Origin of the sequence: Dyadobacter luteus, from assembly GCF_003383615.1 — a bacterium.
GTDB classification, from domain to species: domain Bacteria; phylum Bacteroidota; class Bacteroidia; order Cytophagales; family Spirosomataceae; genus Dyadobacter; species Dyadobacter luteus.
Window position 1 is genome coordinate 170,600 of record NZ_QNUL01000011.1, and the last position, 19,761, is coordinate 190,360.

Genomic DNA, 19,761 nt, shown 5'->3' on the forward strand with positions numbered 1-19,761 from the left:
CAGATGTTGCCTGGTAAGACAATCGCCTTACAATTTTATAGCTTTTAAAATATGGACTTTTCTTCCGGGCCCCGGATGACGCTCTACACGAAAACCAGCCGCTGCAAGCGCACGCTTTACAATTCCCTTGGATGAATACGTTACGAGAACGGCTTCGGGCTCCGAATAGCGTGCAATTTTAGTAAAAATTTCTTCTGTCCAAAGTTCCGGTTGCGCGCGTGGATCAAAGGCATCGTAGAAAACAACGTGATGTTTGTGCTCCGGTTCAAAATCCTGAAGTAAAACTTTTTCTTTCCGGAAGGTGAAATAAGGAGAAAAATGATGTGTTTCCCCCCAGGCTATCTGATGAATTTTCGACAAATAATTGGTATCCGTCAAGGATCCGTAGTTGAGCAGGGAAGCTTCTTCAGGAAGTACCGGAAACGCCTCTACCGACGTGTAATGAACCTTTTTTTTGAGTTCATCCGCAAGTTTCCATGCCAGAAGTGCATTTAAGCCGGTTCCCAGCCCCATTTCAAAAACCCGGATTTCATTAGTAGCAGATGTAAGAACAGGGCGCAACCCGAGTTCTATGTAAATATGAACCGACTCGGTGAGTGCGCCCTGTAGCGAATGGTATTGCTGGTTAAATAAATGACTGTAGAGAGAATGAGATCCGTCTTCTGTAATAATGAGGCGTTCCAAAATAAACTGTAATTTGTTTGCCCCTAAAATAATTAAATCATTCTTCTCAGAGTCAGTCGTGCAAAGAAAATCTGACCATCTCTTTTAACCAACAGATCGATATTTCTTCCGTCACCGCGTTGCATCATTTTATACACTTCACTCATACTCAATTCATTTGCTGAAAGATCATTAAAAAACAGAAGTTGATCTCCTTCTTTCAGTCCTGCTTTTTCGGCAGGAGAACTTTCGACAACGTGATTGATGAAGTAGCTACGCAGATTTTTAGATTCTGCGCGAATCTCCAACCCGCTCATATCATGCTCAAATTTTTCCCGCATACGGCTCTTTACCGGCTTCAATACCATATAGCCATCGTGGTAATTCATTGTAACCTTAAATCTCCTCAGCAGCTCGCAGCCAATATTTCCCTGCCTGTCTGTTCTTCCCTGCAGTTTGGCACCGAATGCAATACTGTCCGGAAAGGAGGCCACAATGTTGTCCATCTCGTACCGACCAAGTCGCAACCGGTCTATACGCCCCAGATTTCCATTAATTACACCATTAAGACCTCTTCCCAATTGTGCTCTGATCACTTTTTCAGGCAATTGAAAACTTTCTTTTGGACCGCTATTAAGAAGTAAGGCATGTCCTGCGCCTGTGTCAATAAGCACGCGGATGGGTCGCTCCCGACCGTCTGCAAACAATGTAACAGCATCAGTAAAAGGTTTTGTATCCTGAATAATAATAGGATGTTTATCGCCTTTACTTGGTTTGTACTTGTATGAATCCTGACGCATCAATACAATCTCCTTCCTTGAAAAATCGATTGTGACTACGAAATTATTGAATACATCATACCCAAAGATGCCATGAACCGGCACTCCGACATATTCAGACAACCGAAGAAAATCTTCATCCAACACCACCATATTCTGGTGATTTGCCCTGAGCTTACCCATTGCAAAACGATTATCAATTGCAACATGGGCTGATATGGAATTTCCCTCCCCTGCTCCGGTGAGGTTTACTTTTCTGGTAAGTCGTAATTTATCCGGCTTCAGAACCGCCGGATCAGTAATAATAATGGAACTGACACCCGTATCCAGAATGAAGCGGAGCGAATCTGTATCGTTAATGCTTACATACAATAAAATAAGATTTGAATGTAGTTCGAAAGGTATACGTGCTGTTTTGCTGTTTTTATCCAGGAAATAGCCGTATTTCTCCTGAGAAACATCGTGAGTAAGATCTGTAGTTGCTTTTGACGGGGTGATAACTGATAGCATTGCTATCATGAATAACCACATAGACGTTTTCATCGTGGCCTCCTTTCTTTTGTGTGATTTTTAAGTTGTCATTATTTTATTCTGAAACTCTGAAGACGTCATAAAGCACGCTTCGTGAAAATTCGCTATCCACCTCAAAATTAAAATATTATATGTAAAAATAATGCATTTAAACTATAATAAACACAAAAAAATCTTCAAATTCTGAAATTAATTTATGGGCATATATATTGTAAGGTTAGTAAGGAAATTATGGTAATTTTGTTTCGTAAAATGATGGTTTCCCATAATAAATTTAACTCATGCGAAAAAAAATTGTTGCTGGTAACTGGAAGATGAATAAGCTTGCAGATGAAGCGGTTGCGCTTACTTCTGAGCTTGTAAATATGGCTAATGACGAAGTGAAAGGTGATGCAAAAGTTATTCTGTGCCCACCAGCCATTTATCTGACTACCATCAAAAAATACATAGAGAACTCACCAAACTTCTCTCTGGCTGCTCAAAACTGCTCAGATAAAGTTTCTGGTGCATTTACAGGGGAAATTTCTGCGGCAATGCTTCAGTCTATTGGTGTGGAATATGTACTTATCGGACATAGCGAGCGTCGCCAATACTTCAATGAAACCAATGCTTTGCTGGCTGAAAAAGTAAATACTGCTCTTGCAAACGGAGTATCCCCTATTTTCTGCTGCGGAGAATCTCTTGATCAGAGACAAAATGAAGATTTCATTGGTTTCGTGAAAAACCAGCTAACTGAAAGTCTATTCCACCTTTCTACAGAGCAAATTCTTTCTGTTGTAATCGCTTATGAGCCAATCTGGGCAATCGGAACAGGCTTAACTGCTACAGCTGAGCAGGCACAAGATATGCATGCTGCACTTCGCGCGCACCTTGCTGATAAATATGGTGCTGCTGTGGCTGAAGAAATTTCTATTCTTTACGGTGGAAGTGTTACGGCAGCAAGTGCTCCTGAATTGTTCGCTTCTCCTGATATCGACGGAGGCTTGGTAGGAGGTGCTTCTCTGAAATCACGTGAGTTCACTGAGATTATCAAAGCAAGATAAATAGCAAAAGCCCGGCCAGATGTAACACCTGACCGGGCTTTCTTTTACTAACTATACGATACCTACTGCTCAGTAATTACCATTTCTACCCTTCTGTTCTTACGGCGCTCCTGTTCGTCTGACGATTTGGTGAGCAATTTGATAGCCCCCAGCCCCTTTGCTTCAATCCGGGTTTCTGCAATTCCGTTTTGTATAAGATACTCTCTTACCGATTCTGCCCTTTTTCTGGATAGCTCAATGTTTTTGTCAGGATCACCTACATTGTCGGTATGTCCTTCAATTCTGATCCCTACCTGCGGATTATCCTTCATCATCTGAACTATCTGATTAAGCTCTCCGGAAGATTCAGGAAGCAGCTTGAATTCTGAGGTGGCAAAGTATATATTGGATAGCGTAATTGCCTCTCCAACTGCCAAAGGAATCAGGTATAAATCCTTAGAAAAATTCAGCTTACCCGAAGAATCTATTGCGGATACTTCCAAATTCGTTCCATAGTAGCCCGGCGCACTCACTCTGAAATTATATCTCTGTTTACCGCTGATGCCTATGCGATAGTTGCCTGACGAAGATTTAACCTGTAGCGAATCTCCCTCTTCCTGGTAGCTGATCACGGCGGCAATAGGCTCTTTTGTTTTATTGCTGAATATAGTTCCTCTGATTACTCCAAATACCTCTTCAGGTTCTGTTGGTTTTTTCTCAGCTGTTTTTTTGGCAATTTCAGCAGGCTTTGCCGGTTTGGGAGCAACAGCCTTAGATTTTGCTGAGGCTACATTCTTTTTCAATGGATTGGCGATATGAACACCATAAAAATTCCATGTCTGCTGTCCTCTTTCAGCCCTACCCTCATAAAAATCAAAGATTTCAATACCGGGAGGCAGTCTTTCGAAATAAGCAATGAAATCTACCCGTTCTCCTGTTTTAACCTTCTTCGTGCTTTCTGTTGGAATATTTTCAGCTTTGATCAGTTTAAATTTGACGTTTACTTCTCCCGGCTTATATAATCTGGTTTCAGGGTCCAGCCAGATTGTTGAATTATTTTGGCGAGGCATATTCCGCGGTATGATATCTCCCGAAAAGTCATCGGGCAACCGCAAACCACCCGGAGCGCCCTTCTCCTTAAACTGCAGATAAATAACTGTGTATTTGTCTGTCAATTCTACTTTCTGAATAGTAACATATTCTGCAGACTGCTCCTCTACTTTAGGATTTTCTGTAACCTGGCCAAAACTTTTGCTTAGAGAAAGGCCAATGGTAAAAAGGGTTACCAATAGCGACTTAACATTCATGATGATATCTTTTTTATGAAATATCTGCAAGAACGTACTTCCCGGCGGTATAGTTTGTTAAAAAACGTTAAACCTCCGAGAACGGTTATTCATGAATGAATTTTGACCAAAACTCAGGATCGTAACGTTCCCAGGCATGGCAGGCAAATGGTAGCTTATGCCCTATAAGCTCGAAAGTAGCAGCCGGACTCTTCTCAAATGCAAATAACAAAGCTTCCCTCCATCCTGGTAAACGAAGAAATAACTTCATGGGAATAAGCCGGGTAGCTTCCTGAGAAAAGAGCATATCTTCATTTCCAACCCAAGCCGGATAGAAGGTATTATATATTTTGAGATAACGTACGAAGGCTTTCGTTTTCCGGAGCGACAGACCTCCATTCAGTACAAAGCGGTTGCTGGACAGGGCATTAGCATAAACTTGCTTTTCGGAAGCCTGTAAAGAATCATATTCTTCCTGATGCAACGATGGCGCGCCGATGTAGTCATAACCTTTGAAGCACCAGGCAGGAAGTTGGTCAGTGAATACAAAAGCATCCAGCTGATAAAGCAGTATATATTCGAATTCCAGAAACGTTTTGTAAAAATCAGGCGATATCATAAGCCTGTTGTACGAATCCACACCCTTGAAGTAAGCGTCCGGAAACGGTACAAATGTGATCGAAGGATATTCTTTTGTGATGCAAGATAGATCAAGACTTTCAGGCTTGACAATTTTAACGGGATATTTCCCGAGTACCTGCATACATTGGCGCAAAGACAATCTTTCTGCCTCAGAAAGGCTTGACTGATAGACCGGGATAACAATTGCAACAGAAGGGATGCCTGACTGATTTTTCACTTTTTTGTAATTATTCCAAAAGATCACCAACGGCAGGTAACCACCAATCTTTACTGCTGAATGTATAATACCCTTTTACCACATGTTGAAAAATGGGTGAAATTCTCAGTAAGCGATTTTCCGGTAGTGATGCCCGTCTATAGAAGTGATTCTGAGCCAGGTACAATTTGATGAGCTTTTCCCTTGGGACAAAAGGCAATTCCCTCAGTAAAAGATACATGCCGTGAAGTTTATCTGCTTTTTCTTTGATCGGAATTAATTTTTCCTCTCTTGGACGGCTGAAACGGTCGTTGATACGGACATATTCCGTTTTGCTCCCAAAACCTACCTGCTGACTTTCATGTCTGCGATAAGAAATGAGGTTTTCTGCTATGAATCCGATTTTATCTTCCAGGCTCAGCACCATGGCCATCCATGCGTCATGAATCAGATCTTCAACATGTGTCGGGAATGGCATCAAGCGCGCCAGACAGGACTTTCTGACAGCCAGTGTCGCGCCTGTGACCACAAAACCATTGAAAAGAATTTCATGTGCTTTGCCGCCCAGCCACTTCTTTTGCATAGCAGCATTGAACTCAATTTCCTCCCATATGGTACGTCCCACAGGTTTTGAATCGTTATCAATCATCATTGCATCAGAGAAAACAGCGTCTTTCTCGGGATGTGCGTTCAAATAAGCCAATTGCTTTTCTACCTTATCCTCCCGCCATTTATCGTCCTGATCGCAAAGAAAAATAATCTCTCCCTGACAAAGATTAAGACATTTCTCAAAGTTTTTGGTAGATCCCAGGTTTTGAATATTCGAATGAATAGCTACAGAAAATGAGCAGGAAGCCGCGAAAGACTTTATCACTTCAATGGTATTATCTGTCGACCCATCGTCACATACAACCAGCTCATCCACAGGAACCGTCTGATTAGCAATGCTCTCCAACTGCTGGGGTAAGTATTTTGCCCCGTTGTAAGTGCACATAGCCACTGAAATCATAATGTGTATATAGAATTTTAATTTGCCAAAAACACGTGCAAGTTAACAGGTGAGAGGGCGATTGCACAAATATTGAGCATCCTTTTATTAACTGGTTCCACAACTTCCACGGTATACATACGACGATTTGTGCCGAAAAATATAAACCAAGCACAATTTTTATGAAAGATCCACCACAAACAATACACCTGATTAGCCAATCACGAAGGATTTATCAGGATAACTGAATACTTTTACCTGAAACAATATGCTGTACCAGCATCTTCTGAAACAAACCCATTTACCTGATTATGGCTTTACCCGATCAGCTTAAAAAGGCAATTATTCAAATGCCTGCTAAAGAGAAAGACAAACTGTTGATCCGGCTTATTACCAAGGATAAAACACTTACAGACCGGCTTCATTTTGAATTGTTGGAGAATTCGGCGACCATACCTGAGCGAAGAGAAGAAATAACCAACCGGATTACCAGGACTTCAAAATTTAATCAGAATACCCCCGGCTGGGTATTGATGGATATGCGGGAGCTGAGCGGAGAAATCAGTTACCATGTCAAGGTAACAAAGGATAAAGTTGGCGCTATAGAACTGAATCTGTTTTTAATGAATACTTTTTTAGAATCTTATCAGAGTGTTCTGAAAACCTATTCTTCAAAGGCAGATACTTGTGCACTGTATCTGGCAAAAAAAGCACAAACGATCCTCAACGGACTAAATAAACTGGACGAAGATTATAAATTCGACTACATGAAGGACACCAATAAAATGCTGGGTTATATACACCAGCTATGCTCCAAAATGTATGCACGTCAGATGGAAATTCCTGAAACCTGGGAATAAATAAAATTAGACAGCTAAAACCTATACAATGACCGGAACAGCACTATTAATCATTGATGCGCAGTATGACTTCTGTAATCCCGAAGGAGCTTTGTTTGTTCCCGGAGCTGAGAAAGATGTTGAAAATATAGCACGGCTGATCGCCATTGAGGGGGAAAAACTGGATGCTATTTTCGTTACGCTGGACACGCATCATGCGATTGACATTGCACATCCGCTCTTTTGGGAAGATCAGAATGGAAATACAATCGCTCCGTTTACACTCATTTCCGGCAAAGCGGTGGAAGAAGGCCGCTGGATTCCGCGTTATGACAAGGAATACGTTCTTGCTTATCTTAAAACACTGGAAAAAGAAGGCGAATTCCAGCACTTTATATGGCCTGAACATTGCCTGATCGGATCGAAAGGCGCCGCTTTGGATGATACAATTCTGGATGCATTGCTTGCCTGGACGCATCGCACAAGAAGAGATTATACTGCTATATCCAAAGGCATCAATCCGCTTACCGAACATTTTGGTGTTTTTAAAGCACAGGTTCCTATAGAAGCTGCGCCGGAAACACAGGTGAATACCTCTTTTTTATCTGAGCTGGAAAATTTCGATCATGTTCTTGTCGCGGGAGAAGCCCGCTCGCATTGTGTGGCGACCAGTATCCGGCAAATTGTAGACCTCGCTCCGGCTCTGGTTTCAAAAGTAACAGTGCTAACAGACTGTATATCGGATGTCACAAACTGGGGTCACCTGGCAGATCCGATTTTTGAAAATGCGGCACAGAAAGGCATGTCATTTAAAACTTCTGTGGAGGTGATTCGTACGGGAATATAAAAGTAAGACTGTATTTAAAATTTGTATTTTAAAACAAGCTTTCCCTGTAAATAATCGAAGGACTCACCTCCGCCAGCTCCTGGCTGATAGTTCTTTCCCTTTCGTCCTATGTAGTCGTCCTTTCTGTTTACAAATGCTTTTTGAACTCCCCAGTCCAAAATCAAATACTGTGACAAACGATGACTGAATCCGAACGATAACGCAGGAAAAAGCACCACGCCATCTGAACGAACAGGCTCCAGAGGCCTGAGCATAAAGTCATTCGTTAATTCTCTTTTAAGAGCGGTTTGGTTGTATTGAGATAAAACCAGGGACATTCCTGTAAAAAAATTCATATGTCTGTGGCGACCACCCAGAGAAAACGGATATACCCTGCCTCCGGCTTTTGCGAAAAACCCGGAAGTACTCCTTTCCCGAACACCATCATCTACGTCTGTTGTGACAATTCCTATAATGTTAGTCCATAACCGGGATGTGTGGTAAATTCTGATGCTACCTCCACAGATTTGGCAACCAACGGAATTACATTAAGCCCTACCTGTTTTTCCCACTGAGCCGAACAACACACAGGAATCAGTAAGATCATGCTAAAAATGGGAAGAAATCTTTTCATGACAGAGAAGGTTGAGTAAATCCTTTTTTTGCTGGTATTAAATTTTAATCAAAATTAACCTGGCTTTGCGACTGGCAAATTTGACTATTTGAAAGTATAAGCACCTTTGTAAGTGCAATTTACTTATGTAAAAATAGATTTACTAACAGAGATCTTTACGTATAACTCTCAAAAGAAGCCGGTTTGCAAAGCAAAACTAAAAACACGAATTTTAGGTTTAAACTTTGGTCGGGACTATATATTAACACCACCCGCTTATAATAGATTTTTATGATCCAATTACCAGTGCCGCGGATTGAAGCTGCTCAGTTTGATGACCTTGACCCAAGACAATACATTCTTATCAAAGGAGCCAGGGTAAATAATCTTAAAAGTGTTGATGTTGCAATTCCCAGAAACAAGCTGGTAGTAATTACCGGTCTTTCAGGTTCGGGCAAGTCTTCTCTTGCTTTCGATACACTTTTTGCTGAAGGGCAAAGAATGTACGTGGAGAGTTTGAGCAGCTATGCGCGCCAATTTTTGGGACGTATGGAAAAACCCGAGGTAGAATATATCAAAGGTATTTCTCCTGCCATCGCAATTGAGCAGAAAGTAAACACACGCAACCCGCGCTCTACTGTAGGTACTTCAACGGAAATCTATGACTATCTGAAACTTCTTTTTGCACGTATTGGCCATACCTATTCACCTGTATCCGGCGAACTGGTCCGTAAAGATTCCGTTACAGACGTTGTTAATTTTATACTGTCCCATGAGGAAGGGCAACGTGTCCTCATACTGGCTCCGCTTCTGATTCGTGAAGGTCGTACCCAAAAAGAAGAATTATCTATTCTTTTGTCAAAAGGCTATAACCGTATCATGATCAATGAGGAAGTAGCTAATATTGAAGACGTTATTGAGCATGATGAATCGTACAGTCAGGCGGGAAATCAGATCTTTATTGTTATAGACCGTGCAGCTGTAAAACATGAAGATGAGGATACGCAGTACAGACTTTCTGATTCGGTACAAACTTCCTTTTTTGAAGGAGAAGGTGTTTGTATTGTGCAGGTTGTAAATGGCGAAACAAGAACATTTTCTGACAAATTCGAGCTGGATGGTATTACTTTCGAAGAGCCTACAGTCAATTTGTTCAGTTTTAATAATCCTTATGGCGCTTGTAAGCGCTGCGAAGGTTTTGGGAAAATTCTCGGAATTGATCCCGATTTGGTGATTCCTGATAAAAACCTGTCGGTATACGATGGTGCAATTGCCCCATGGCGTACTGAAAAAATGAGTGAATGGCAGGTTCCACTGATCCGGAACGCTTCCAAATTTGACTTTCCGATACACCGTCCTTTTAAAGATCTTTCCAAAGAACAGAAAGAACTGCTCTGGAATGGTAACCAATATTTTGAGGGTATCAACAGCTTCATTCATGAGCTGGAATCTCAAACCCATAAAATTCAATACAGGGTCATGCTGTCCCGTTTCAGAGGACGTACCACCTGCCCCGACTGCCGCGGTTCTCGCCTTCGGAAGGATGCCTCTTTTGTTAAAATAGGTGGGGCTTCCATCACCGATCTTGTACTGATGCCTATTCAGGATGTACTTCAATTTTTTGGAGCATTGGATATCAGCGAGCACGACAGAGTTATTGCACGACGCATTCTTACTGAAATTGAAACCCGTCTGGATTATATGAACAGAGTGGGGCTGGGTTATCTGACACTCAACAGACTTACAAGTACGCTATCCGGTGGAGAATTCCAACGTATTAAATTGGCGACGTCACTTGGAAGCGCACTTGTCGGATCTATGTACATCCTCGACGAACCAAGTATCGGTCTGCATCCGCGCGATACACAAAGACTGGTAGGCGTTTTGGAGTCGCTCAGAGATTTGGGAAATACAGTCATTGTTGTAGAGCATGAGGAAGAGGTCATGCATGCTGCAGATCAGATCATTGATATTGGTCCCGAAGCCGGGACTGGTGGAGGTCATGTGGTGTTCCAGGGCAACTGGGATGATATTCGTAATCTTAAAAACGATTCTTTTTCTGCTAAAGACCAGGAAACACCGTCCCATACACTTCATTTTTTACTGGGAGAAGATATCATTCCTGTACCGACTGTTCGCAGAAAGGCACTTCATTTTCTGGATATCAAAGGGGCACGAGAAAATAATTTGAAAGATGTTGATGCAAGGATTCCGCTAAATACGCTTACAGTGGTGACAGGTGTGAGCGGTTCCGGAAAATCAACACTGATCAGGAAAATTCTCTATCCGGCCCTCATGCGCCTGAAAGGTGAGTTTAGCGAGGATGTGGGACGTTTTGATGAGCTCTCCGGAAGTACAGATCGTATTCTTGCCATTGAGATGATCGATCAGAATCCGATTGGAAAATCTTCAAGATCGAATCCGGTAACTTATATCAAAGCTTACGATCATATCAGACAGATGATGTCCGAACTGCCTCTTTCAAAATCCCGAGGCTACAAACCTTCCCATTTTTCCTTCAATGTCGATGGCGGTCGATGCGAAATTTGTCAGGGAGAGGGGCAGGTGAAGGTAGAAATGCAATTTATGGCAGACATATATCTCACCTGTGAAGGATGTAATGGAAAGCGTTTCAAACAGGAAATTCAGGAAGTTCAGTACAAAGGGAAAGACGTATCTGAAATTCTGGACATGACCGTGGACGAGGCCATTGCCTTTTTCCGTGATTCAGAACCAAAACTGGCGGATAAACTTCTTCCTCTTCAGGAGGTAGGTTTGGGTTATGTAGGGCTGGGACAATCGTCCAATACTTTATCTGGCGGAGAAGCACAAAGGGTGAAACTCGCTTCTTTTCTGGGGAAAGGCTCCGCTAACAAGGGAAAAACACTCTTTATTTTCGATGAACCGACTACAGGTCTGCACTTTCATGATATCAAAAAACTACTTAAGGCGATTAATGCACTGGTAGACCAGGGCGACAGCGTGATCATCATTGAGCACAACATGGAAGTTATCAAATGTGCTGACTGGATTCTTGATCTGGGCCCCGAGGGTGGAGAAGCTGGTGGCTATCTGACTTTTTCAGGAACGCCTGAAGAGATGGCCAAGCTGGAAGGTAATTACACAGCTGATTTCTTAAAAGAAAAATTGTAGGTATATAGCTTTTGCCGGCGATGAGATAGTCTTACTTATGGAATAGCGTGTATTCCATAAGTATAGCACGATATTTTCAGACTTATCTGACAAAACAGAAAGCTTCACTGGCAACCGTAATAAACCTCATTTTCTATGAAATTATTCAAAACCGAGCATGGTATCATATTAGAAAAAGGCGACGTTTTCTATCGTCTGCATCAAACAGACTGGGACGAAGCGGTAAACCGCGATGATTTGTATGAATGGCTTGAACTACAGATAGAAAGTCTTCTCCCCGTTACATTTTCAGAAGATCAGGCATTTCCTACCATCCTGGCACCTATCGGTTCACAGGAAGTGTGGGCATCAGGCGTAACCTATTTCCGGAGCAGAACGGCACGTATGGAAGAATCTGAAAAAGCCGGAGGAGGAAGTTTTTATGACCGGGTATACGATGCTGAGCGCCCGGAGTTATTTTTCAAATCTGCGGCATGGCGTGTAGTTGGTAATCATGGAAATGTACGCATTCGCAAGGACTCGCAATGGGATGTACCCGAGCCCGAACTTACACTGTTTGCTACTTCATCAGGAACGCTCGTAGGTTACACGATCGGAAATGACATGAGCTCCCGCAGTATCGAAGGTGAAAATCCTCTTTACTTACCACAGGCTAAGTCTTACACTGGAAGCGCCGCGCTTGGTCCATGCCTTTATATACCGGAAGAACCACTTCCCGGGGATACAGTGATAGATATTGCCATTGTACGGGAAGGTCTGGAAGTTTTCAATGGAGAAGTTACTCTTTCACAAATGAAACGAACTCCTGATGAACTCCTTGGGTATCTGTACAGAGAAATGGATTTTCCAACGGGAGCCTATCTCATGACAGGAACCGGTATTATACCGCCATCCGAATTTACATTGCAAAAAGGTGATGTGATCCATATCAGCATTGAGCCTATCGGTACACTCACAAATACTGTTGGTTGATAAGATCCGTATTTCAAAATTACAGATGTGGTGGGCGTTTTGCTCACCACATTTTTTATGCCGTTATTAGATGACTGAATGTCAAGCACACATACGTTTAATGCAATCTGAAAAACCACTATCCAGATCCTCCAAAATCCAGAGTATACAGATTCTCAGGGGTGTTGCGGCAATTGTTGTTGCCATTTACCATGTAAAAGAACTCACCAATCCGGAAGAACCTTTCAAAGCAGTTCTGAGCTTTTTGTTCAATAATGGGCCTGCCGGTGTCAGTCTGTTTTTTGTAATCAGTGGTTTTATCATGGTATATATAACCGATAACCGAAAGTATTCCCTCAGGGATATCGGACTTTTCTTTTTTCACCGGTTTATTAGAGTCTGGCCAGCGTACGCAGTTATTACACTTGCCTTTGCCTTTATAGTATTCAGATTCCACATTGGCTGGGAAAGTACCAATATTATAAAAAGTCTTTTGTTTATTCCTCTTACCAATGACGATCCCCCTTACTTCGGCTACTCGACTTTACCTGTAGGCTGGAGCTTAAATTACGAGATATACTTTTACTTCCTGGTAGGTCTGTCATTGTTTTTCAAGAAGTACAAGTGGACTGTATTCTTTCTTCTGATACTGGTTACCCTGGTAATTATTCCGGTATCTACGGGCCATTTTACGCTTGATCCAAACAAAACGTATAACTACGGAAACGGTTATCTCAATATGATGACTAATCCTGTAATCTGGAATTTTGTATACGGCATCCTGATCGGACTAAGTTTCACCCATGACACAACTTACAGCAAACTCACAAAGGTTTTTTCATCCAAATATATTGTGAGTACCATTGTCATTCTTTCGGTGTGGCAATATCTTTCAGGTTTTTTCGGAGGACTTGGACCATTGAAATGGGGATTAAGTATGGCTAGCCTTTTCATTGCATTTATCTATTATACTGATGCAAGAAATAGTCAATTTCCCAAGTGGCTGGAAGCAATTGGCGACATGTCTTTTTCAATTTATTTGCTTCACCTTCCTGTAAGGGTTTTTCTTGAAGAGGTATTCCGGAAATTAGGTTATCCGTTGTATAGCCAGGGAACGGCTATGTTTTTATTAACAATGGCTATGACAATCCTTTTATCGGCTCTTTCCTATAGGTATCTGGAGCTGCGATTATCGCGCTTTCTGAGGGATTTGATACAACCATCAAAGCGTAAGGTTCTGTAGAAAAGCCATTACAACTTCACGTTTTCTTTTGTTGTATAATTTTCGTTCACAATTTGCCTTCTATCGCCTCCCCATAGGCGTTTTACAAATTTGGCGTAGTTATTGGTCATATATTCATCGGAATAGTTAAGCTGATGCCCATCTAATGGTTCATAGTTGACTTCGAACGGTACCCTAAGCTGTCTCAGCTTGTCAGACATATTTTTGGCTCCCTCAGTGTAAAAATATTCCGGACAGGAATATAGCCGTCCCCGCTCATAAGCAAGAATATTGTCACCCGTACGTTGGAAGAAAAGCCCTGGTTTCGCATTAGCTGGTGTAATATAGCTGCTTTGAACTATGGCGTGACCTAAGTTGGTCAGGATCGCTTTAATCCTGAACGGACTACGCTCTTCAAATGGATCCTGTTTCCCCAATATATTCACGATTCCTGATCTTAGTTTGTTAAAATCTGCCTCGGTCATATACTGCCGGGCCGTTATCGCCATTCCGCCGGCACTGGTTCCGCTAAGGATTACATTTCTCGAATCGATTCCCAACCTTTCTGCCTGATCCATGAAGTAATGTAATGCTACATTTACATCCTGCGTACTTCGGTAAAGAGCTTGGTATACCTCCATATTATTTCCGCCACATGGATTGTTTTCTGCTCCTCCGTTAAATCCCAGCCTGTAATCTATCGTAGCTGTCGCATAGCCTTTCTGGCTTAGCAGTATTGCTTTCTCATCTTCATTCTGCCTTTCTCCGTAAATAAATGCACCAGAATGAAGAAGCACGATCAAAGGCCGGTATTTCATTGTATCGTTGGCGGGAGCTCTGAAAGTATACTTTAAATGAATAGCCCTTCCTATGAAATCATTCGCCGTCCAGTAGGTTCCTTCTTCCGATTCCAGCTCAGATCGGGTAAAAATGTTCTTCTCTCCAAATCTATCTGAAGCAAAAAGGGATGAGTCAGAATTTCTGATAGTAGTAGTATCCCTTCTCACATAATTAGTATCAGGAAAAGGATTGACAATGGTAGAATCCTCCGTGATAATTTCTGTTACCTTCGGGCGAACCCCTGGTTTACAGCATATTCCATACACAGAGATGTACAGAAAAAGTATCCGGATAAATAAATTTATTTTTTTCATCAAACACTCACACCTTAAAATCACTCAGGCATTATATACGCAAAAAGCAGAACCTGAGTTCTGCTTTAAAGTTATTATGAAAATATGGGATAACCAGCCTTAGTTAAAAGAGATAGAGCTGAGGAAGGAAAATACTGCTCCTTTAACCAGCCCTATGAGTTTCGAAACAATAGAGCTTTGTGTTTCTTCCTCTTCATCAGATGCGAACAATGCAGAAGGTCCCTGCTCAACCACTCTTTGGTTCAGCGTTACCATACCTGACAGTTTATTTCCTATCTGCTGAGTAAACGATACTTCTTTCTTTGCTTTAACAGCCGCTTTTGTATGCACCACAGCCTTTTCCGGCTTGCTGGCTTGTACCTGATCACAAACAATGTTTTTCTCTTTCCCTGCCTGTAGTTTTTTATGTGCTACAAACATATTGTGTGAAAATCCTGTGGCTCCAGCCTGCAGACTGAACAAAATTAAGAGTGTGAAGAGTTTGATGGTTCTCATGGCTGGTTTTTTTATGTCTTTTAGAAAATTTCCCTATTCGAAGTCGATGTAACTAATTAACAATACAAATATATATGTTTTATCTGGTATCTTGCAATACATAGTACCTTGTTTTTAACAAAATTTATGTTTTTTCTTAAAATACCTGCCTGTATTACGATTTGCTTAACAGATGGAAAATTAGTGGCTTAGGTTGCATCAAAAAAATAATTTATACCAAAAGCTCCATATCGGCGGATGAACAGGACTAAAATCATGACCAAACAAAAAAGCACTGGCTGAAAAACAACCAGTGCATGCACTAAAAATTTTCTATTTTATTTCTCCCTGAAGAAGATTGTAATCGGTACACCCGAAAAATCGAAGTTTTCCCGCATCCTGTTTTCCAGATATCTTAAATAGGGATCCTTCACATTCTTAGGATTACTACTAAAAAACACGAACGTTGGCGAAGGAGTAGGCAGCTGTATCATATACTTGATATTGATATACTTACCGCGATCAGCCGGAGGAGGATATTTTTCAATCTCCTTCTGCATAATATCATTCAATTTCGAAGTAGAAATTTTCTTGGTCTTATTCTTATATACTTCCATTGCCTTTTCCATCACCTGGTGTATCCGCTGTTTCTCAACAACCGAAGCGAAGATGATTGGCATATAGTTCATAGGAGCTAATCTCTCCAGCAGTTGCTTCTTAAAGGTGTCTGCCGTCTTGCTATCCTTTTCTATCAAATCCCACTTATTCACCATGATTACGATACCTTTTTTCGCTTTATCTGCAAGTCCGATAATCGTCAAATCCTGTCCTTCCAGTCCTAATGTTGCATCCAATAATACAATACATACATCCGACTCTTCCATGGCTTTGATAGAACGTAATGTGGAATAATATTCAACATCTTCGTTCACTCTCGATTTTCTGCGCAATCCCGCTGTGTCAGTCAGAATAAATTCCATTCCGAAAGCATTATAATGCGTATGGATAGCATCCCTTGTAGTTCCCGCGATGTTCGTTACGATACTACGGTCTGTACCAGTCAGTACATTCAGAAACGATGACTTGCCAACGTTAGGACGTCCCATAATCGCAATACGGGGTATTCCTGCTTCGGGATCTTCAATACCGGCAGTTTCAAAATGCGTAATGACTGCATCCAATAAATCACCTGTTCCAAAACCAGTCTGAGCTGATATTGCGTATATTTCATCACCCAGTCCCAATTCATAAAATTCGGCAGCTGACTGATATCTGTCTGTTGTCTCTGCTTTGTTAGCTACGAGATAAACAGGCTTGTTAAACCGTCGTAATACATTGGCAAAATCCTTATCCAGGTCGGTCAAACCGGTCATCGTGTCAACCATGAAAAGAACGACTGTAGACTCCTCAATCGCCAATTCTACCTGATCTCTGATAGCTCCTTCAAAAATATCCTCAGAGCCTACTACATAACCACCTGTATCAATCACTGTGAAGTATTGATCCGTCCATTCACCATATCCATAATGACGATCTCTGGTTACACCGCTTTGGTTATCCATGATCGCCTTTCTGCTTTCTGTAAGTCTGTTAAAAAGTGTAGATTTTCCAACATTGGGACGACCTACAATCGAAATAATATTCGCCATTTATATAGCCATTAAATTTGATCCGGAAAAGAAATAGTCTTTTCCTCCATTCCTGTATTTATTTTACTCTTCATATCCGAACTGGCGAAGCTTTCTCTCATTGCTTCTCCATTCGGGTTCAACTTTTACGTATTGCTCCAGGAAAACCTTTTTCCCAAAGAAAGCTTCCATATCCTCACGTGCCTGAGTACCTATTTTTTTAAGCATCTCGCCCTTCTCACCTATAATGATTCCTTTCTGACTTTTCCGCTCTACCAATATCTCCGCCCGAATGACAATCATATCATCACGCTCTTTAAACTCCGAAATTACAACCTCGGTACTGTAAGGAATCTCCTGGCGATAATTCAGGAATATTTTTTCCCTCACGATCTCAGATGCGAAAAAACGTTCCGGTTTGTCTGTAAGTTCGTCTTCATCAAAATACGGAGGATGGAAAGGAAGTCGTGTGATAACTGCGTCAAACAATGTCTGAATGTTCGCGCTATGTAAGGCCGAAATAGGAACGATTGCAGCTGGCTGAATTTCTTTATCCCATTCCTCCATCTTTCTTTTCACTTCTTCGTCAGAAGAAAGATCAATTTTGTTGATTACCAAAATAACCGGAGCGTCGGTTCTGATCAAAAGTGGTAATACTTCATGATTAGCCGCTCTTTCTCCAATTTCAGTAACAAACAGAACTACATCTGCATCTTCCAAAGAACCTTTTACGAAGGTCATCATAGAATCATGCAGCTTATAGGCAGGTTTTACCACACCAGGCGTATCCGAATATACCAGCTGAAATGGGATATCCTCATGTTTCCCATTCAGAATTCCCATAATACGGTGACGGGTAGTTTGTGCCTTCGATGTAATTATGGACATCCTCTCACCTACCAGAACATTCATCAAAGTAGATTTACCAACATTCGGCTTACCTATAATGCTGACAAATCCAGCCCTGTGATTACGGAAAGGAGTTGTATTTTCTTGAATTTCACTCATAATAGTTGTTTACAATTCGTTGACAAATTTTCAATTGCCAGACAACGAAATCTTTCCCGGCTACAGCCAGGCCAATCTTACTATGAAAGCTATGATTGGTTTACATTGTTTTCAAAAGTCTGCTGTATGGATAACAGACTAGTGGAAAAATGCTCTTTTAAAAAGTCTATCTTTCTGATAATGATACAAAAATACAGCTTTATTAGTAGTAAACTGAAAAATATGTGGTTTCAGATGTTACCAAAGTGCTAATGAGAACTATAAATCGTAGTAAGTAATTCCGTTCATTGCTAAAATTTCTTATTTAATAATTAAAAAACTAAAATCTATAAAATAGGACAAGTTACTTATATTCAATATGTTATTATACTTCTCAAATTTTATAAAGACATCAAAGCAAAAAAAAATTAAATAATTTTATCAGAAACAGGCTTAATAAAAAAAATTGTCGTATGTTTGCAGTCCAATTCAGCAACTCCGCGGGATGGAGCAGTTGGTAGCTCGTTGGGCTCATAACCCAAAGGTCGCTGGTTCGAGTCCAGCTCCCGCTACGAAGAAAAAGCCACTTTAACGAGTGGCTTTTTTCATTTTAAAGCTTTCGAATTTTAACTCAGGTCAGTTCGGATCAGTCCGAAGAGTTTGTAGGCAGAAGCAAGTAGGTCCGAAAGTTATAAAATTGCCCTCCTAAAATTCTGCTTTCGCAAGTAGCTTCCAAAAGGCTGGATCTCACGCGTAAATCTTCTTCTCTTTCCAATCAAAACATTTATCAGCGATAAATTGTCTGCTTTCATAACCAACAACACCTGTAAAGCATAATTTCAGGCCTTAACCAAAATAATCTGATGCTATGCCTGAACTCCTGGATCAGTCATACCATCAGGATCGGAAAATCAATCGTATCAAATCAGTCGTAAGCAGAGCAGCTTGACGCAACCTAGTCGGTGTCCACAAACGATGATTCCCATTACAAAGAAAGATCAGGCTTAGTGCTAAAAGTAGATCTGATGTTAACTATATCTATATACGTAAATAAGAATCCCCAGATGTATATGAATACCGCTTACCTTATTTCTGCATAACTCAAATAGAAAATTTATCCTTTGGTAATTATTAATCCGTAGACTATCCAGCTGAATAAGTAAACCTCTAAAATATAATCAGGGATAATTAAGAAACTTTCAGGTTTCAATAATAGGCTTGGGGAAAATCTCAGCTTACTCCAATCTATTATTTCTGAATAGATCTTGATTAATCTAACAGCAACGTTACTTTGGGAATGATTTAATGGCTACCTTATCCCCACGCAGCTTTCAAAACGGAAGAGAGAGAGTTTTTCTCTGTTGTAGTACAATTGCTCGTCTAGTCCCGCGATTCCAGCCGCAATTAACTTCTCTGTTCTGGGGCGCGTAGCCTGGGAAGAGGTGAAGCGAGTGTCGCCCCAGACCGATCCAATAAGCATACCTGGCTATGCCTTAAACGCAAAAAAAGCCTCACATTTCTGCAAGGCTTTCTGTTGTAGTATTGTGGCGACTACCTACTTTACCAGGTTTGATCCAAGTATCATCGGCGGTTCCGGGCTTAACTTCTCTGTTCGGGATGGGAAGAGGTGAACACCGGACCAATAGTCACCAACAAGTTCGTCGTTGGTTTCTGTGACTTCGGGATGGGAACAGGTGAAGGCTGCGCGCCTCGGCGAATCGTCGCACCGTCCGGACCAATAGTCACCAACAAGATCTTTGAGTTAAGAATGATGAGTTAATAATGAAGAGTACTAGTCTTCGATTTA

17 protein-coding genes, 1 tRNA gene and 1 rRNA gene are annotated in these 19,761 nt (G+C 41.3%); 7 read left to right on the forward strand and 12 right to left on the reverse strand.

All coding sequences use genetic code 11. The features are described 5' to 3' along the window. Positions 1–27: 27 nt before the first annotated feature. Positions 28–684: a tRNA (5-methylaminomethyl-2-thiouridine)(34)-methyltransferase MnmC2 gene (gene mnmC2, locus DSL64_RS15240; protein ID WP_115831778.1), complete on the reverse strand. Its 657-nt coding sequence runs from the start codon at positions 682–684 to the stop codon at positions 28–30. Between the two features lie 32 nt (positions 685–716). Then, on the reverse strand, positions 717–1,985 hold the full coding sequence (locus tag DSL64_RS15245; protein WP_115831779.1) for an aspartyl protease family protein: 1,269 nt from the start codon (positions 1,983–1,985) through the stop codon (positions 717–719). A gap of 269 nt (positions 1,986–2,254) precedes the next feature. Here DSL64_RS15245 and tpiA point away from each other — a divergent pair, with 269 nt between their 5' ends. Then, the gene (gene tpiA / locus DSL64_RS15250; RefSeq protein ID WP_115831780.1) at positions 2,255–3,016 is read left to right on the forward strand and encodes a triose-phosphate isomerase; all 762 of its coding nucleotides are present in this window, start codon (positions 2,255–2,257) and stop codon (positions 3,014–3,016) included. A gap of 62 nt (positions 3,017–3,078) precedes the next feature. Here tpiA and DSL64_RS15255 read toward each other — a convergent pair whose 3' ends face one another. The 3 genes from DSL64_RS15255 to DSL64_RS15265 form a co-directional block, all read right to left on the reverse strand. Further along, positions 3,079–4,302 (reverse strand): OmpA family protein, encoded by a 1,224-nt coding sequence (locus DSL64_RS15255; protein ID WP_115831797.1) that lies wholly within the window; start codon positions 4,300–4,302, stop codon positions 3,079–3,081. A gap of 85 nt (positions 4,303–4,387) precedes the next feature. After that, entirely contained in the window at positions 4,388–5,140 is a 753-nt protein-coding gene (locus DSL64_RS15260; RefSeq protein ID WP_229217099.1) for a DUF5672 family protein, read from the reverse strand. A 10-nt stretch (positions 5,141–5,150) separates the two neighbouring features. Beyond that, complete coding sequence (locus DSL64_RS15265) at positions 5,151–6,128, reverse strand: glycosyltransferase family 2 protein (RefSeq protein WP_115831781.1); 978 nt, start codon at positions 6,126–6,128, stop codon at positions 5,151–5,153. Between the two features lie 290 nt (positions 6,129–6,418). Here DSL64_RS15265 and DSL64_RS15270 point away from each other — a divergent pair, with 290 nt between their 5' ends. Continuing rightward, complete coding sequence (locus DSL64_RS15270) at positions 6,419–6,967, forward strand: hypothetical protein (RefSeq protein WP_115831782.1); 549 nt, start codon at positions 6,419–6,421, stop codon at positions 6,965–6,967. 28 nt (positions 6,968–6,995) lie between these two features. Beyond that, positions 6,996–7,793 (forward strand): cysteine hydrolase family protein, encoded by a 798-nt coding sequence (locus tag DSL64_RS15275; RefSeq protein WP_115831783.1) that lies wholly within the window; start codon positions 6,996–6,998, stop codon positions 7,791–7,793. A 14-nt stretch (positions 7,794–7,807) separates the two neighbouring features. On the opposite strand, the gene DSL64_RS15280 is transcribed toward DSL64_RS15275, so the two are convergent. Continuing rightward, positions 7,808–8,128: a hypothetical protein gene (locus DSL64_RS15280; protein WP_115831784.1), complete on the reverse strand. Its 321-nt coding sequence runs from the start codon at positions 8,126–8,128 to the stop codon at positions 7,808–7,810. A 113-nt stretch (positions 8,129–8,241) separates the two neighbouring features. Next, positions 8,242–8,406 (reverse strand): hypothetical protein, encoded by a 165-nt coding sequence (locus DSL64_RS28970; protein ID WP_158547928.1) that lies wholly within the window; start codon positions 8,404–8,406, stop codon positions 8,242–8,244. 270 nt (positions 8,407–8,676) lie between these two features. Here DSL64_RS28970 and uvrA point away from each other — a divergent pair, with 270 nt between their 5' ends. The 3 genes from uvrA to DSL64_RS15295 all read left to right on the forward strand — a co-directional run bounded on the left by uvrA (position 8,677) and on the right by DSL64_RS15295 (position 13,732). After that, positions 8,677–11,538, forward strand: a complete 2,862-nt coding sequence (gene uvrA / locus DSL64_RS15285) for an excinuclease ABC subunit UvrA (protein ID WP_115831785.1) — start codon at positions 8,677–8,679, stop codon at positions 11,536–11,538. A gap of 135 nt (positions 11,539–11,673) precedes the next feature. After that, a complete protein-coding gene (locus DSL64_RS15290; RefSeq protein WP_115831786.1) occupies positions 11,674–12,510 on the forward strand; it encodes a fumarylacetoacetate hydrolase family protein in 837 nt (278 codons plus the stop codon). Positions 12,511–12,610: 100 nt separating this feature from the next. After that, positions 12,611–13,732 (forward strand): acyltransferase family protein, encoded by a 1,122-nt coding sequence (locus DSL64_RS15295; protein ID WP_158547929.1) that lies wholly within the window; start codon positions 12,611–12,613, stop codon positions 13,730–13,732. Between the two features lie 8 nt (positions 13,733–13,740). Here the strand turns inward: DSL64_RS15295 and DSL64_RS15300 are convergent, their stop codons facing one another. From DSL64_RS15300 to era, 4 genes are all read right to left on the reverse strand, one after another. Beyond that, on the reverse strand, positions 13,741–14,865 hold the full coding sequence (locus DSL64_RS15300) for an alpha/beta hydrolase (protein WP_115831788.1): 1,125 nt from the start codon (positions 14,863–14,865) through the stop codon (positions 13,741–13,743). A 99-nt stretch (positions 14,866–14,964) separates the two neighbouring features. After that, positions 14,965–15,360 carry a hypothetical protein gene (locus DSL64_RS15305; protein ID WP_115831789.1) on the reverse strand — a complete coding sequence of 132 codons (396 nt, stop codon included), beginning with the start codon at positions 15,358–15,360 and terminating at the stop codon, positions 14,965–14,967. A 317-nt stretch (positions 15,361–15,677) separates the two neighbouring features. After that, positions 15,678–16,988, reverse strand: a complete 1,311-nt coding sequence (gene der / locus DSL64_RS15310; RefSeq protein ID WP_115831790.1) for a ribosome biogenesis GTPase Der — start codon at positions 16,986–16,988, stop codon at positions 15,678–15,680. Positions 16,989–17,051: 63 nt separating this feature from the next. Next, on the reverse strand, positions 17,052–17,975 hold the full coding sequence (era, locus tag DSL64_RS15315; protein WP_115831791.1) for a GTPase Era: 924 nt from the start codon (positions 17,973–17,975) through the stop codon (positions 17,052–17,054). 478 nt (positions 17,976–18,453) lie between these two features. Here era and DSL64_RS15320 point away from each other — a divergent pair. Continuing rightward, positions 18,454–18,526, forward strand: a tRNA-Met gene (locus tag DSL64_RS15320). 970 nt (positions 18,527–19,496) lie between these two features. On the opposite strand, the gene rrf is transcribed toward DSL64_RS15320, so the two are convergent. Next, positions 19,497–19,608 (reverse strand): 5S ribosomal RNA (gene rrf / locus DSL64_RS15325). Positions 19,609–19,761: the final 153 nt, after the last annotated feature.

Bases quoted from the DNA above. Each gene is read 5' to 3' on its own strand.
- DSL64_RS15255 (WP_115831797.1), bottom strand. From the start codon at position 4,302: ATGAATGTTAAGTCGCTATTGGTAACCCTTTTTACCATTGGCCTTTCT.
- DSL64_RS15270 (WP_115831782.1), top strand. From the start codon at position 6,419: ATGGCTTTACCCGATCAGCTTAAAAAGGCAATTATTCAAATGCCTGCT.
- DSL64_RS15245 (WP_115831779.1), bottom strand. From the start codon at position 1,985: ATGAAAACGTCTATGTGGTTATTCATGATAGCAATGCTATCAGTTATC.
- DSL64_RS15300 (WP_115831788.1), bottom strand. From the start codon at position 14,865: ATGAAAAAAATAAATTTATTTATCCGGATACTTTTTCTGTACATCTCT.
- DSL64_RS15275 (WP_115831783.1), top strand. From the start codon at position 6,996: ATGACCGGAACAGCACTATTAATCATTGATGCGCAGTATGACTTCTGT.
- DSL64_RS15295 (WP_158547929.1), top strand. From the start codon at position 12,611: ATGCAATCTGAAAAACCACTATCCAGATCCTCCAAAATCCAGAGTATA.
- DSL64_RS15305 (WP_115831789.1), bottom strand. From the start codon at position 15,360: ATGAGAACCATCAAACTCTTCACACTCTTAATTTTGTTCAGTCTGCAG.
- era (WP_115831791.1), bottom strand. From the start codon at position 17,975: ATGAGTGAAATTCAAGAAAATACAACTCCTTTCCGTAATCACAGGGCT.
- DSL64_RS15290 (WP_115831786.1), top strand. From the start codon at position 11,674: ATGAAATTATTCAAAACCGAGCATGGTATCATATTAGAAAAAGGCGAC.
- DSL64_RS28970 (WP_158547928.1), bottom strand. From the start codon at position 8,406: ATGAAAAGATTTCTTCCCATTTTTAGCATGATCTTACTGATTCCTGTG.
- DSL64_RS15280 (WP_115831784.1), bottom strand. From the start codon at position 8,128: ATGAATTTTTTTACAGGAATGTCCCTGGTTTTATCTCAATACAACCAA.
- der (WP_115831790.1), bottom strand. From the start codon at position 16,988: ATGGCGAATATTATTTCGATTGTAGGTCGTCCCAATGTTGGAAAATCT.
- DSL64_RS15265 (WP_115831781.1), bottom strand. From the start codon at position 6,128: ATGATTTCAGTGGCTATGTGCACTTACAACGGGGCAAAATACTTACCC.
- uvrA (WP_115831785.1), top strand. From the start codon at position 8,677: ATGATCCAATTACCAGTGCCGCGGATTGAAGCTGCTCAGTTTGATGAC.
- tpiA (WP_115831780.1), top strand. From the start codon at position 2,255: ATGCGAAAAAAAATTGTTGCTGGTAACTGGAAGATGAATAAGCTTGCA.